Annotated in this window: 13 protein-coding genes and 1 tRNA gene; 5 read left to right on the forward strand and 9 right to left on the reverse strand. The window is 65.4% G+C overall.

Going from position 1 to position 13,517, the window contains the following annotated elements; translation table 11 throughout:
* Positions 1 to 8: 8 nt before the first annotated feature.
* The 4 genes from miaB to ACLV74_RS03665 form a co-directional block, all read right to left on the reverse strand.
* A complete protein-coding gene (gene miaB / locus ACLV74_RS03650) occupies positions 9 to 1,364 on the reverse strand; it encodes a tRNA (N6-isopentenyl adenosine(37)-C2)-methylthiotransferase MiaB (RefSeq protein ID WP_411878009.1) in 1,356 nt (451 codons plus the stop codon).
* A gap of 119 nt (positions 1,365 to 1,483) precedes the next feature.
* Positions 1,484 to 1,987 (reverse strand): hypothetical protein, encoded by a 504-nt coding sequence (locus tag ACLV74_RS03655; protein WP_411878010.1) that lies wholly within the window; start codon positions 1,985 to 1,987, stop codon positions 1,484 to 1,486.
* A 140-nt stretch (positions 1,988 to 2,127) separates the two neighbouring features.
* Positions 2,128 to 2,204 (reverse strand) — tRNA-Met (locus ACLV74_RS03660).
* A gap of 134 nt (positions 2,205 to 2,338) precedes the next feature.
* Positions 2,339 to 3,127, reverse strand: coding sequence for an enoyl-CoA hydratase (locus tag ACLV74_RS03665; RefSeq protein WP_411878011.1), 789 nt, complete (start codon positions 3,125 to 3,127; stop codon positions 2,339 to 2,341).
* 102 nt (positions 3,128 to 3,229) lie between these two features.
* Between ACLV74_RS03665 and ACLV74_RS03670 the strand changes: the two genes are divergently transcribed.
* Positions 3,230 to 4,045 carry an enoyl-CoA hydratase-related protein gene (locus ACLV74_RS03670; protein ID WP_411878012.1) on the forward strand — a complete coding sequence of 272 codons (816 nt, stop codon included), beginning with the start codon at positions 3,230 to 3,232 and terminating at the stop codon, positions 4,043 to 4,045.
* A 12-nt stretch (positions 4,046 to 4,057) separates the two neighbouring features.
* On the opposite strand, the gene ACLV74_RS03675 is transcribed toward ACLV74_RS03670, so the two are convergent.
* The 3 genes from ACLV74_RS03675 to ACLV74_RS03685 are packed head-to-tail and all read right to left on the reverse strand — an operon-like array spanning position 4,058 to position 7,776.
* The gene (locus tag ACLV74_RS03675; RefSeq protein WP_411878047.1) at positions 4,058 to 5,875 is read right to left on the reverse strand and encodes a M61 family metallopeptidase; all 1,818 of its coding nucleotides are present in this window, start codon (positions 5,873 to 5,875) and stop codon (positions 4,058 to 4,060) included.
* A gap of 29 nt (positions 5,876 to 5,904) precedes the next feature.
* Complete coding sequence (locus tag ACLV74_RS03680) at positions 5,905 to 6,621, reverse strand: DsbC family protein (RefSeq protein WP_411878013.1); 717 nt, start codon at positions 6,619 to 6,621, stop codon at positions 5,905 to 5,907.
* A 33-nt stretch (positions 6,622 to 6,654) separates the two neighbouring features.
* On the reverse strand, positions 6,655 to 7,776 hold the full coding sequence (locus tag ACLV74_RS03685; protein WP_411878014.1) for an FAD-dependent monooxygenase: 1,122 nt from the start codon (positions 7,774 to 7,776) through the stop codon (positions 6,655 to 6,657).
* A 75-nt stretch (positions 7,777 to 7,851) separates the two neighbouring features.
* Here ACLV74_RS03685 and ACLV74_RS03690 point away from each other — a divergent pair, with 75 nt between their 5' ends.
* Entirely contained in the window at positions 7,852 to 8,760 is a 909-nt protein-coding gene (locus ACLV74_RS03690) for an MOSC domain-containing protein (protein ID WP_411878015.1), read from the forward strand.
* On the opposite strand, the gene ACLV74_RS03695 is transcribed toward ACLV74_RS03690, so the two are convergent.
* Positions 8,745 to 10,634 (reverse strand): 7TM diverse intracellular signaling domain-containing protein, encoded by a 1,890-nt coding sequence (locus ACLV74_RS03695; protein WP_411878016.1) that lies wholly within the window; start codon positions 10,632 to 10,634, stop codon positions 8,745 to 8,747. The genes ACLV74_RS03690 and ACLV74_RS03695 overlap by 16 nt on opposite strands.
* Before the next feature lie 31 nt (positions 10,635 to 10,665).
* On the opposite strand from ACLV74_RS03695, the gene ychF reads away from it, so the two are divergent.
* The 3 genes from ychF (at position 10,666) to ACLV74_RS03710 (ending at position 13,004) form a co-directional block, all read left to right on the forward strand.
* Entirely contained in the window at positions 10,666 to 11,757 is a 1,092-nt protein-coding gene (gene ychF, locus ACLV74_RS03700; protein WP_411878017.1) for a redox-regulated ATPase YchF, read from the forward strand.
* Positions 11,758 to 11,871: 114 nt separating this feature from the next.
* Entirely contained in the window at positions 11,872 to 12,228 is a 357-nt protein-coding gene (locus tag ACLV74_RS03705) for a RidA family protein (RefSeq protein ID WP_411878018.1), read from the forward strand.
* A gap of 38 nt (positions 12,229 to 12,266) precedes the next feature.
* Positions 12,267 to 13,004, forward strand: coding sequence for an rRNA pseudouridine synthase (locus ACLV74_RS03710; protein WP_411878019.1), 738 nt, complete (start codon positions 12,267 to 12,269; stop codon positions 13,002 to 13,004).
* Positions 13,005 to 13,017: 13 nt separating this feature from the next.
* Here the strand turns inward: ACLV74_RS03710 and ACLV74_RS03715 are convergent, their stop codons facing one another.
* Positions 13,018 to 13,500 carry a YqaA family protein gene (locus ACLV74_RS03715; protein WP_411878020.1) on the reverse strand — a complete coding sequence of 161 codons (483 nt, stop codon included), beginning with the start codon at positions 13,498 to 13,500 and terminating at the stop codon, positions 13,018 to 13,020.
* Positions 13,501 to 13,517: the final 17 nt, after the last annotated feature.

Here is a 13,517-nt window from a genome sequence, read left to right on the forward strand (position 1 = left end):
GGGCGGCGTCAGGCCGCGACGGCGAGGTCCCGCGTCAGGACTTCGCCCCGCAGGGAGCGCTGCGTGGCCTGGGTGATGCTGATGTCCAGCATCTGGCCGATCAGCCGCGGCTGGCCCTTGAAGTTGACCACGCGGTTGCATTCCGTGCGGCCCATGAGTTCGGTCGGGTCCTTGCGCGACGCGCCCTCGACCAGGATGCGCTGCACCGTTCCCTGGCGGCTGGCGCTGATGGCGCGCACGCTGTCGTCGATGGTGGCTTGCAGGTGCTGCAGGCGCCTGAGCTTGACTTCGTGCGGCGTGTCGTCGTGCAGCGCCGCGGCGGGCGTGCCGGGGCGCGGGCTGTAGATGAAGCTGAAGGAGGTGTCGTAGCCGATCTCGTCGATCAGCTTCATCAGCTTGCCGAAATCGTCCTCGGTCTCGCCGGGGAACCCGACGATGAAATCGCTGCTCATGGCCAGGTCGGGGCGGATGGCGCGCAGCTTGCGCACCGTGCTTTTGTATTCCATGGCGGTGTAGCCGCGCTTCATCGCCATCAGGATGCGGTCGGAACCGTGCTGCACCGGCAGGTGCAGGTGGTTCACCAGCTTGGGCAGCTTGGCGTAGGCGTCGATCAGGCTTTGCGTGAACTCGTTGGGGTGGCTGGTCACGTAGCGGATGCGCTCAATGCCCGGGATGTCGGACACGTATTCGAGCAGCGTCGCGAAATCGGCGATCTCGGCCGTGCCGCCGATGCGCGTGCTCATGGGGCCGCGGTAGGCGTTGACGTTCTGCCCGAGCAGGGTGACTTCCTTGACACCCTGGTCGGCCAGGCCCGCGACCTCGACCAGCACGTCCTCGAAGGGGCGCGAGACCTCTTCGCCGCGGGTGTAGGGCACCACGCAGTAGCTGCAGTATTTGGAGCAGCCTTCCATGATGCTCACGAAGGCGCTGGCGCCCTCGACCCGCGCCGGCGGCAGGTGGTCGAATTTCTCGATCTCGGGGAAACTGATGTCGACCTGCGGTTTGCCCAGCCGGGCGCGGTTGGCCAGCAGCTGCGGCAGGCGGTGCAGGGTCTGCGGGCCGAAAACCACGTCGACGTAAGGCGCGCGCTGGATGATGGCCGCGCCTTCCTGGCTGGCCACGCAGCCGCCCACGCCGATCAGCACGCCTTTTTCCTTCAGGTGCTTGACGCGGCCCAGGTCGCTGAAGACTTTTTCCTGCGCCTTTTCGCGCACCGAGCAGGTGTTGAACAGGATCAGGTCGGCCTGCTCCATGTCCTGCGTGGGTTCGTAGCCTTCGGCCGCGTGCAGCACGTCGGACATCTTGTCCGAGTCGTACTCGTTCATCTGGCAACCAAAGGTTTTGATAAAGACTTTTTTACTCATGATCTGCTGGCTCTGCTGACGGGTGGCCGCTGGACTCGATGTCGAATGGAGAGCTGCCTGGCCCGTGGGAAAGAAAGAAATGCCGATGCAAGCCGGCGAATGTCCGGGGACGGAGGGACTCAGCGCTTGTAGGCGGGCAACTGGTCGTACGGCGTCTTGCCGTTGTCCGCCGGGGCGGGAGTGCTGGGACCGCCGCCGGTGATGAAGTTGAAGAAGGTCGTGCTGTCGCCCGGCCGCTTTTCCTTGGTTTCCTCCGCGTTGAGGATCCAGACTTCATGCACCATGCCGGTGTTGTCGAGCACGTAATTCACCACCAGCTTCTGGTTCAGCAAGGCGCTTGACAGCACAAAATGGTTGTTGACGTCGCGTATGCGCGCGCCCACGGACAGCCGCGCCTGCTTGCCGTTCATGCCGATGACCGGCGGCGCCAGTACCACCATTTCGCCGCGCACGGCCTTGGGTGGGAATTTCCGGACGTTGGGCTTGACTGGTTCGGTGGGGGCGGTGCCCTCGGTGGCCTGGGTGCTCTGGTCGCTTTGGGCCAAGGCGGGCAGGCTCAGCAAGCCGGCGGAGGCGGCCAACGCCACGAGGAAGGGGGTCAGACGGAGGTTGCAGCGGTTCATGGTATGTGTCCAGAGGCTGTTGAATATCAAAAGGATAGCAAAGAATGGCCAAAGTGCGCCATAAAAGGACCCGCAAAGGCCCGGAACACAAAGAACAAAGCCCCAGGGGAGGGGACCCTCTGGGGCTTTGCAAGTATTCTTGGTGGTCGTAGGTGGACTTGAACCACCGACATCAGCATTATGAATGCTGCGCTCTAACCAACTGAGCTATACGACCGACAGCCTAAGATTATAGCTATAAAAACACCTCCGTCCAGGCTCACTGCGTGTAGCCTGTTCCCCCCTCGAGGGGTCGAGGGGCGGCGCCTGCGGTCTGGCAAAGCCAGTCCCGCAGCCCCTGCTGGTTGGGGTTCACCTGTGTTTAAAAACTGGCTTGCGCTTGTTCACAAAGGCATCCATGCCCTCTTTCTGGTCTTCGGTCGCAAACATCGCATGGAACAGGCGCCGCTCGAACATCACGCCGTCGCTGAGCCCGCTTTCAAACGAGCGGTTGACGGCTTCCTTGGCGGCCATGACGCTGATCTGGCCGAAGCCGCAGATCAGCAGGGCGGCGCCCAGCGCCTCGTCCATCAGTTTTTCCAGCGGCACCACGCGGCTGACGAGGCCTGAGCGCTCGGCCTCCTGGGCGTCCATCATGCGGCCGGTCAGGGCCATGTCCATGGCCTTGGACTTGCCCACCGCGCGTGGCAGGCGCTGGGTGCCGCCGGCGCCCGGGATGATGCCCAGCTTGATCTCGGGCTGGCCGAAGCGCGCGTTGTCGGCGGCGATGATGAAGTCGCACATCATGGCCAGCTCGCAGCCTCCGCCCAGGGCAAAGCCGCTGACGGCGGCAATGACCGGCTTGCGCACGCTGCGGATCTGCTCCCAGTTGCGCGTGATGTAGTCCTGGTTGTAGACGTCGGCAAAGCCGTAGCCGGCCATGGCGCCGATGTCGGCGCCGGCGGCGAAAGCCTTTTCGCTGCCGGTCAGGATCATGCAGCCTATGCCCTCGTCGGCATCAAAGGCCTTGAGGGCGGCGCCCAGTTCGTCCATCAGCTGGTCGTTCAGGGCGTTGAGCTGCTTGGGCCGGTTCAGCGTGACGATGCCCACCTTGCGGCCGTCCGGGCCTTCGGTGCGGGTTTCAATGGTTTCGTAGGTCATGAAAGAGGTCCTTGGGGAATGCTGGGGCAATGATGCCACGAGCCGAACGGCCCCCGGGAGGCCGCGCCGCAGGTGCTAGATTCGGGGCAGGAGACCTCGCCCATGCCCACCGCTTCCTTTTCCTCCCCCGACCCCTCTGTCTTGTACGCGACCGAGGGCGCCGTGGCCGTCGTCACGCTCAACCGCCCGCAGGCCCTCAACAGTTTCACGCGGCAGATGCACGGCGAACTGTGGGCCGCGCTCGACCGGGCCGAGGCCGATCCGCAGGTTCGCGCGCTGGTGATCACCGGCGCGGGCCGCGGCTTTTGCGCCGGCGCCGACCTGTCGGAATTTGATTTCTCGCCCGGCCCACGCCTCGTCGAGCGCGCCGACCCGGGCCCGCTGATCGACCAGGCCTTCAACCCCACGGCGCGCCGGCTGTTGGCGCTGCGCATGCCCACGGTCGCGGCCGTCAACGGCGTGGCCGCGGGGGCCGGCGCCTCGCTGGCCATGAGTTGCGACATGGCGGTGGCCGCGCCCGGCGCCAGCTTTATCCAGGCCTTCAGCAAGATTGGCCTGGTACCCGATGCGGGCAGCAGCTGGCTGCTGGTGCAAAAGCTGGGGCTGGCCCGCGCCATGGGCCTGGCGCTCACGGGCGACAAACTGCCGGCGGCGCAGGCCAAGGAGTGGGGCTTGATCTGGGACGTCGCCGACGATCCCGTGGCGGCCGCCATGGCGCTGGCGCAGCGGCTGGCCGCGTTGCCGACGCGCGCTTTGGTGGCGACACGGCAGCTGATGCGCGAGGGCATTACCCGCACGCTGCACCAGCAACTCGATGCGGAGCGCGACATGCAGTCGGCGCTGGGCCGCACGCACGATTATCTGGAGGGAGTGGCCGCTTTCCTGGAAAAACGGCCGGCGGCTTTCAGGGGAGATTAGAGCGAGGCAGGCTCAGGCCTTGGGCCCCAGCCACTGGTCCATCAGCGCGGCATCCTGCACCGCCAGGCGCCAGGTGGTGAGCGCGGGCGGCATGGCCAGCTCCAGCCGCATCAGTCGCTTGTCGCGCGACACCAGCGCGATGACTTTTTTGGCGTTGCCGGCATAGTGTGTCAGGTCGTCGAGCCGGCTCATGCGCCAGCCGCCGTCCATGCCTTGCGCTGCGGTTTTAGTGGCAGGCGCCAGCCCCAGCCATTCATCCCCGGGCGCAAAGCCGGCGCGCTCGGCGGCGCCGCCGCGCAACACATTTTTGATCTGCACCGTACCCTGGTTTTCGGCCGCGCGCAGTCCCAGCCGGTGGGCCAGCTGCGCGGGCTCCTCCGTCACGGCCACGCCGTGCTGCAGCAGCAGCGCCTTGAGCGGCAGTTCGTCGCGGCCGTGCACCCAGCCGGCGAGTTCCGCTGCAAATGATCGATGTCCGGCCGCCGCAAGTTCTTCCGCAAAATCGGCCTCGCGCATGGGTCCGGCCTTGCAGCGCAGCCACAGGGCCCGCATCACGTCGTCCAGCGTGCCGGCCTTTGCGCCGCGGTGGTGTTCCTTGCCCTCGCCGCGCAGCGTGAGGTCAAAGCACAGCGCCACCAACGCGCCCTTGGTGTAGTAGCTCACGGTGGCATTGGGCGTGTTTTCGTCCTGCCGGTAGTACTTCACCCAGGCGTCGAAGCTGGCTTCGGCCACCGACTGCACCAGTCGGCCCGGCGTCTGCATGACCTGGTTGATGGTTTTGTTCAGCAGCTTGAGGTAGCCCGCGTTGTCCAGCAGGCCGGCGCGGCGCAGCAGGAGGTCGTCGTAGTAGCTGGTGAAGCCTTCGAAAAACCACAGCATACGGGTGTAGTTTTCGCCGGTGTAGTCATAGTTTTCAAACTCCGCGGGGCGCAGGCGCTTGACGTTCCAGGTGTGGAAGTACTCGTGGCTGATCAGGCCGCGCAGCGTGGTGTAGCCCTCGCTGGTGCGCGGCTCACCCACGCGCGGCAGGTCCTGGCGCTTGCAGATCAGCGCGGTCGAGTTGCGATGCTCCAGGCCGCCGTAACCGTCGTCCACGGCGTTGAGCATGAACAGGTAGTTCTGGAAGGGCGGTTTTTTGGCGCCATGCCAGAAACGGATCTCGGCTTCACAAATCTTGTGCGTATCGTCCAGCAGCCGCGCGCTGTCGAAGCTGGCCGCCGCGCCCGCGACCACCACGCGATGCGGCACGCCGCGCACCGTGAAGGTGCCGCTCCAGAAGGTGCCCATCTCTACAGGGCAGTCGACCAGTTCGTCATAGTCGGCCGCGGTATAGCTGCCGAAACCCTGCTTGCCGGTTTCGCGCGGCGCCAGGCCCGTGGCCAGCGACCAGCCCTTGACGGCCTTGGGCGCGGGGACCTCGAGCACGTGTTCGGATTTTTCGTGGCCCTGTACTTTCAGGCACAGGCTGGTGCCGTTGAAAAATCCGCGGTGTGCATCCAGCCAGGCGGTGCGCACCGAGTTGTCGTTGGCATACACCTCGTAGCGCAGCACCAGCGGCTTGGCCGGCGAGCATTGGACCTGCCAGGTGCACTTATCCAGCTGTTCCACGGCAAGCGGCGTGCGGCCGGTTTGCCGGGCTTCGAGTTTCTGCAGGTTTTTGGAGAACTCCCGCACCAGGTAGCTGCCGGGAATCCACACGGGCAAGGAAACCCGCTGCAGCGCCTCGGGTTGCGCGATCGTGAGGGTGACGCGAAAGAGATGCGCGTGGAGGTCGCCGATTTCAACGCGGTAGTGGAGAGGGGGAGGGGTATTTCGGGTGGTGCCTGGCATCTTGGCCACAGAATACCCCAGGTCGGTGCTCAGGGGGCTTTTGCGGCGACCAGCATTTTTTCAACCTCTTCCGCGCTGATGGCGCCGGGTGCGCGCGAGCCGTTGGCAAAAATCAGGGTGGGCGTTCCGGTGATGTTGTATTTCTGGCCGAACTCGCGGTTTCGCTTGAGGGCGGCGATGTCGCAATCGGCGTTGGCGGGCGTGGTGTTGCGCAGCATCCAGTCGTTCCAGGCCTTGGGCTTGTCCTTGGCGCACCAGATGTTGCGCGACTTGGCGACGGAGTCCGGGCCGAGCACGGGATACAGGAAGAGGTAGACGGTGACGTTGTTGACGTTGGTCAGGTCGCGTTCGAAGCGTTTGCAGTAACCGCAGTTGGGGTCTTCGAACACCGCCAGCTTGCGCTTGCCGTCGCCGCGTACGATCTTGAACGCGTCGGCCAGGGGCAGCTTGTCGAAGTCCACCTCGCTGAGCTTTTCGACGCGCTCCTCGGTCAGGTTCTTGCGCGCCCTCACGTCCATCAGGCTGCCCTGCAACAGGTAGTTGCCCTGCTCGTCGGTGTAGAAAATGTCAAAACCGACACGCACTTCATACAGGCCGTTCATCGGCGTCTTGCTGACTTCGTCGATTTTCGCGAACGCCGGGAATTTTTCGGACAGGTTTTTACGGATCGCGGCTTCCTGCGCAAAGGCTGGAACCAGGCTGCATGCCAGCAAGCCGAGCACGGCGATTGATCTCAAGAATTTCATGTCGGTTCCAGTGTGTTTCGCTGTCTCAAATTTCTATAAGCCCGCGGCCTGCCGCGTCAGCCAGCTTTTCAGGAAGCCGCTGCGTCCAAAGCCCTTCATGCCCCAGTTGCGCAAAGCCTGCCAGGGCCCGTCGGTCTGCGCAAAAAGCCCGTGCAAACCGTCGGTCACCGCGCCCATGGCCGCCACGTCGGCCTTGCGCGCCCTTTCGTAGCGGCGCAGCAGCTTTTCATCGCCCAGCCCGCGCCAGTATTCGCGCTGCGCCAGCACGCCGGCCAGGCAGGCTGCATCGGCCAAGCCCAGGTTCAGGCCCTGGCCCGCCAGCGGATGCACCGTGTGCGCTGCATCGCCCGCCAAAGCCCAGCCCGGGCCCACCCAGTGCCCGGCGCTTGACAGCGAGAGCTGCCAGCTGGCCCGCTCGCTGGTCAGCCGCAGCGTGCCGGCTTCCTGGCCGCAAACGGCCTCAAGCGTCTTGCAAAATTCTTCGGGCGGCATTTTTTCGAGGATGCCGGCGCGCTCCACAGAGACTGACCACACCAGCGCCGCCAAGTTCCCCTGGGCGCCGGATAAAGGCAGCAGGGCCACAATATCGCCGCCCAGGAACCACTGGCGGGCGATGCCGCCATGGGGTTTTTCGAGTTCCAGCCGCGCGGCGACGGCTTTTTGCGGATAGGGCTTGACGGTCCAGTTGATCGGTCGCGCCTGCCCGAGTTCATCGCGGCTGGGGCTTTTCTGGCCTTCGCAGATGACGGTGAGCGCGGCTTTGACTGGCTCCGTCACGGTTTCGATTTGCGGCTGGTAGCGCACTGCCTGGAGCAATTGCTGCTCCAGCGCGGGCACGTCGACGATCCAGGCCAGTGCCTCCTGGCCCACGCTTTGGGCTGTGAAGTCGAGCTTGCCGCCATCGTCGCCCCAGACCTGCATTTCCGCCACCGGTGTGGCGAAGGCCGGCTCGGGCCAGGCGCGCAGGGCTTCGAGCACGCCGCGCGAGGCGCTGTTCAGCGCGTAGGCGCGCACATCGGCGGACTGCGGCGTCCCTGCGGCTTTTTCAGGCCGGGTCACGAGGGCGACGCGCAAGCGCTCACGCGCCAGCAACAGGGCCAGCGTGCGGCCCACCACACCGTCGCCGCGAATACAGACATCAAAGGTCTTGGTCATGCCCCATTTTAGAAGGCAGTGCAAAATCGGCGTTTCGGGCAAGCCTCTTTGCCACATTCACAAGGATTTGACGACGTGAGCGACTCATTGAACGACACAGCGGCCGGTGCGGCCTTCGACCTGAGCGCGGTGATCTCGCGCCTCTACGTCTATCCGGTGAAATCCTGCGCCGGTGTGCAGGTGCAGGATGTGCTGCTGACCGAGACCGGGCTGGAATTCGACCGCGCCTGGATGGTGGTGGACGCCAAAGGCCGTTTCCTCACGCAGCGCGAGCTCCCGCGCATGGCGCTCATCAAGCCGCAGCTGCGGCACCACGACATGATCCTGCGCGCGCCCGGCATGCTGGCCCTGCACATCGCGCTGGACCAGGTGGAGGAACCGGTGCGCGTGCGGGTATGGAAGGACGAAGTGCAGGCCTACGACATGGGTGCCATCGCGGCCCAGTGGTTCACCGACTTCCTGGGCCAGACGGCGCGCCTGGTGCGCTTCGACCCCGAGCACAAGCGGGTCTGCAATACGGATTGGACCGGCGGCCTGGAGGCGCTCAACCAGTTCAGTGACGGGTATTCGATACTGGTGCTCAGCGAGGCTTCGCTGGCGCAATTCAATGAAAAACTGGCGGCCCTGGGTGTGGCGCCCGTGGGCATGGAACGTTTCCGGCCCAACATCGTGCTGGGCGATGCGGCGGGGGCGGAGGGCCTGGCACCGCATGACGAGGACCGCGTCGACCTGCTGCAGATCACGACCGAACAGGGGCCGGCACAGCTCAAACCGGTCAAGCCCTGCCCGCGCTGCCCGATTCCCAACATCGACCCGGCCACCGCCATCAGCAGCCCGGAGGTGGGCGACATGCTGCAGACCTACCGGCAGGACCCGCGTGTCAACGGCGCGCTGACCTTCGGCATGAACGCTATCGTGCTGGGCGGCATAGACCACCAGCTCAAGGTGGGCCAGCCCGTGGGCGCCAGCTACCGGTTTGAGTGACTTTTGACTGCCCGCAGCGCCGGCGCCTGCACGACGGCGGGCGCTTGCGACGCGGGTGGCGCATGGGGCCCGTGAGGCCCGGATTCGGCGCCGTCAAAACCTGAGTCCGTCGCCAGCGGCATGGGGTGGGTCAGCTCCGGCTCCAGGAAGCGAATCGGGCGGCGCGTGCGGGCCGCCATGCCGTGCAACAGGTCGCCCAGCGCGGTGGAGATGTCCTCGGGGCTGCCCAGGCGTTCGTTCAGCACCACGCCGGCCACGTGAAACTGCAGCACCACCTCCGGCTTGAGCCCCTTGAGCGGCATCAGGCCGGCGGCGATCAATCGGGCCGCGAGTTCGGTGACCGGCGTGCGGGAGGCCACGCCTTCGAGGATCAGGCCGAAGCGGGCTTCGTCGATACGCCCCACGGTATTGACGTCGCGCAGGATGCGGCGCAGCTTGATCACGCTGCGCAGCAGGCTTTGCTCGGCCACCGCCGTGCCCCAGGTTTTCTTGATGTAGCGGTAGTTGACCAGCTCGATGTAGACCACCGCCGCCGGTTCCTTGTAGCGTTGCGCGCGCGCCACCACCTGCTTGAAGCGGTCGTGGAAAAGATGCGCGGCCAGCAGGCCGGTGAGGGCATCCTGGCTGGACATGGCCTGCTCGCGCGCCTCCACCGCGTGGCGCTCGCGCGAGCGCAGGTTCAGCGCCACCAGCAGCAGCGGCACCTCTATCACCAGGCCGGCCATCAGGCCGTACTGGGACAGCCACGAGACCGACAGCAGGCCCAGGATGCTGGTGACGACCAGCAAGGTGGCCAGCGCCAGCGGCGTGAACGCGGCCAGGACCCAGAAGCCCACCACGTCCTGGCGCCGCCAGGTCATGTAGGCACGGCCCACGCCCAGCACCACGACGGCAACCAGGTAAACGCCGATGAGGCGCACACCCAGGCTGCGCTCCAGCATGGTGTAGAGCAGGGCCAGCGGCAGCCCGGCCAGGCCGGTCCAGTAGCCGATGCGTTCAAACCACTTGTGGCGCGTGCCCACCCCGCACAGCTGGTGCACCACCAGCAGGGCCGAGCCGCCGCCCAGGATGCCCAGGCAACCCTGCGCCAGGTTGTTCCAGGCGCTGAAGTTGCTCCACAGCAAATGGCCGGCCACGCCGCTCCAGGCCGCCACCACCACGGCCATGATGGATGCGTAGACGGCATACCAGCCGTAGGCCTTGTCGCGGTACACCCAGCTTTGCACCGCGCAGGCGACGATCAGCAGCACCAGCGCGCCGAACACCACGCCGATGGCCAGGTATTCCAGCTGCAGGCGCTGTGCCTGGCTGCTGCGGGTGCTGACGCGCACCGGAATTCCGACTTCCGTCACGTGCTGGATGCGCACGTAGACGTCGTGCACGCCGTTGTCCGGCAAGTTGAGCTCGAACTGCCCGTAGCGGCCGGGTTCGGGCCAGCTGGAAACCGCGACGGTGTCCCCGGCGGTTTGGGAGGTCCAGGCGCCCGCAGCGCCGCGCTGGTACACCGTCGCCAGGTCCAGCAGGGGCAGGGGAAACGCCAGCAGCCAGTCCTGGCGCGAGCCTGACGACTTGGCAAAACGGTAGTGCAGCCACAGCGCCGCGTGGGGCCCGAGTGAATAAATGGTGTCGGCCGCCGTGGGCGTGAACGCCGGACCGCTCTTGCCGGCGGACACCTGCTCAATGCCGGCCTGGCCGTCGGCATCGATCCATGCGAAAGCGTCGGCATGGACGTCCAGCATGGGATTGACGTCTTTCAAGGCCAGCACGGGCTGGGCCTGCGCGGGGCCGGCCTGCAGCAGCAAAGACCCGCCCAGCAAAAGGGTGGCGAATGCCTGCCACAAAGCCGCCCAGCCCCGGACTGCCGCGCATCGCATACACTTCTCAGCCTGTTTTTGAAGGTTTCTCATGAGTTTGAAGTGCGGCATTGTAGGTTTGCCTAACGTTGGAAAATCCACCCTTTTCAATGCGTTGACCAAAGCGGGGATCGCGGCTGAGAACTACCCCTTTTGCACGATTGAGCCGAACGTCGGCATTGTGGAGGTGCCCGATCCGAGGTTGGCCCAATTGGCGGAAATCGTCAAGCCCGAACGCATTGTTCCGGCCATCGTCGAGTTTGTGGACATCGCAGGCCTGGTGGCGGGCGCCAGCACGGGCGAAGGCCTGGGCAACAAGTTCCTGGCCCACATCCGCGAAACCGACGCCACTGTCAATGTGGTGCGCTGCTTTGAAGACGACAACGTGATCCATGTCGCCGGCAAGGTGGACCCGATCTCCGACATCGAAGTCATCCAGACCGAGCTCTGCCTGGCCGACCTGGCCGCCGTGGAAAAAGCCCTGCACCGGGTGACCAAGACAGCACGCTCCGGCGACAAGGAGTCCATCAAGCTGGTGGCCCTGCTCGAAAAATGCCAGGCCGCGCTCAATGAAGGCAAGCCGGTGCGCACCGTGGACTTCAGCAAGGAAGAGCTGCCGCTGCTCGGGCAGTTCTTCCTGATCACCGCCAAGCCCGCGATGTTCGTGGCCAACGTGGCCGAAGACGGCTTCGAGAACAACCCTTTCCTGGACCGCCTGAAAGCCTACGCCGAAGCCCAGAAGGCGCCGGTGGTGGCGATCTGCGCCAAGATGGAAGCCGAGATGGCCGACATGGAGGAGGAGGACAAAAAGATGTTCCTCGCCGAGATCGGCCAGGACGAGCCGGGCCTGAACCGCCTGATCCTGGCGGCCTACAAGCTGCTGGGCCTGCAGACCTACTTCACCGCAGGCGTCAAGGAAGTGCGCGCCTGGACCATCCACGTCGGCGACACCGGCCCGCAGGCGGCCGGCGTGATTCACACCGACTTTGAAAAAGGCTATATCCGCGCCCAGACCATCGCCTTCGCCGACTTCATCACCTTCAAGGGTGAGCAGGGCGCCAAGGATGCCGGCAAGATGCGCAGCGAAGGCAAGGAATACGTCGTCAAGGACGGCGACGTGATGAACTTCCTGTTCAGCAGCTAGGCTGCGGCGAACCCCGGCTTGCTTCGGGGTGAGTCCGGCGCATCATGGGCAGCGGCTGTTTGAAGCTGTTGAAACCTCGTCCCTGTTAACACACCCGCTTTGAAAGAGAACACCATGACCATCCAGCGCATCGAATCCGGCCCCCGCATGTCCCAGGCCGTCGTCCACAACAAAACCGTGTACCTCGCTGGCCAGGTGGCCGGCGACGACGCCGGCGCCGGCGTGTACGAAGAGACCCGCAGCATCCTGGCCAATATCGACCGTTTGCTCGCCGCCGCCGGCAGCGACAAGTCGCGCCTCCTGAGCGCCACCATCTGGCTGACCGACATGGACAGCTTCGCCGACATGAACCGCGCCTGGGAAGCCTGGGTGGTGCCCGGCGCCACGCCCGCGCGTGCCACGGTCATGAGCCCGCGCCTGGCGTCGCCCAAGTACCACGTGGAAATCGGCGTGGTGGCGGCGCAAAGCTAGTCTCCCCCTCGACGCTCCGCCATGACGGCCCCGCCGCGATGACAGAACCTGTTCGCCTCGCCAAGCGCCTGGCCGAGATGCTGTCCTGCTCGCGCCGCGAGGCCGAGCAGTACATCGAGGGCGGCTGGGTCAGCGTCGACGGTGTCATCGTTGAAGAGCCGCAGTTTCGCGTGCTCGACCAGGCCATCACCCTCGACAGGGACGCCAGCCTGCTCGCGCTCACGCCCGTGACGCTTCTGCTGCACAAGCCCGCGGGCCATGAGGCGGGGCCGGACGGCAATGCGGCGTCCCTGGCGCCCCTGCTGTCGTCCGCCACGCAGTCGCCCGACGACCGATCCGGCATTCGCCCGCTCAAGAAACATTTTTCGTCGGTGGAACTGGTGACGCCGCTGGCCACGCCGGCCAGTGGTCTCGTCGTGCTGACCCAGGACTGGCGCGTGACGCGCAAGCTGCGCGAAGACGCCCGTTTGATGGAGCATGAAGTCGTCGTCGACGTCAGCGGCGACATCAAGCCCGGCGGCCTGGAGCGGCTCAACCGCGTGGACCACGGCTTCACCTACAAGGGCATGCTGTTGCCGCCGGCCAAGGTGAGCTGGCAAAACGAAACCCGCCTGCGCTTTGCGCTCAAGGGCGAGGTGCCGGGGCAGATCGCCTACATGTGCGAAAGCGTGGGCCTCAAGGTCGAAGGCATGAAGCGCCTGCGCATAGGCCGTGTCGCGATGAGCCAGCTGCAGCCCGGCCAGTGGCGCTACCTGCTGCCGCACGAGCGCTTCTGATTTTCCTGCTTGTCTAGCCGGTCACCACGCCGGGGAAGGCCCAGATCAGGCTGCCCGTCATCAAAAAATAACGCGCGAATTTGCCGACCGCCATGTAAGCCAGGCAGGGCCAGAACGGAAACTTGAGCCAGCCCGCTACCGCGCACAGCGGGTCGCCCACTACCGGCAGCCAGGCCAGCAGGCAGGCTTTGGGGCCGAGCTTTTCCAGCCAGCGCACGGCGCGGCCGTGGTGCGAGGAGTGCGGGTATTTGTCCACCACCTTGTGGGCGCCGTAACCCATCCACCAGTCGAGCGCGCCGCCCAGCGTGTTGCCCGCGGTGGCGACCAGCACCGCCGGCCAGAACATTGCCGGATTGAGTTTGACGAGGCCGAAGACCACGGGCTCCGAACCCAGCGGCAACAGCGTGGCTGAAATGAAAGACACCACGAACACCGTGCTCAGGCCGTATTCGGGCAGGGCCAAAAGTTCTATCAAACGGTGAATCCAGGCTTCCATATATGCATTCGAGTATA

The organism is Polaromonas sp. YR568 (assembly GCF_943369415.1).
In the GTDB taxonomy this organism is placed as follows: Bacteria; Pseudomonadota; Gammaproteobacteria; order Burkholderiales; family Burkholderiaceae_C; genus Polaromonas.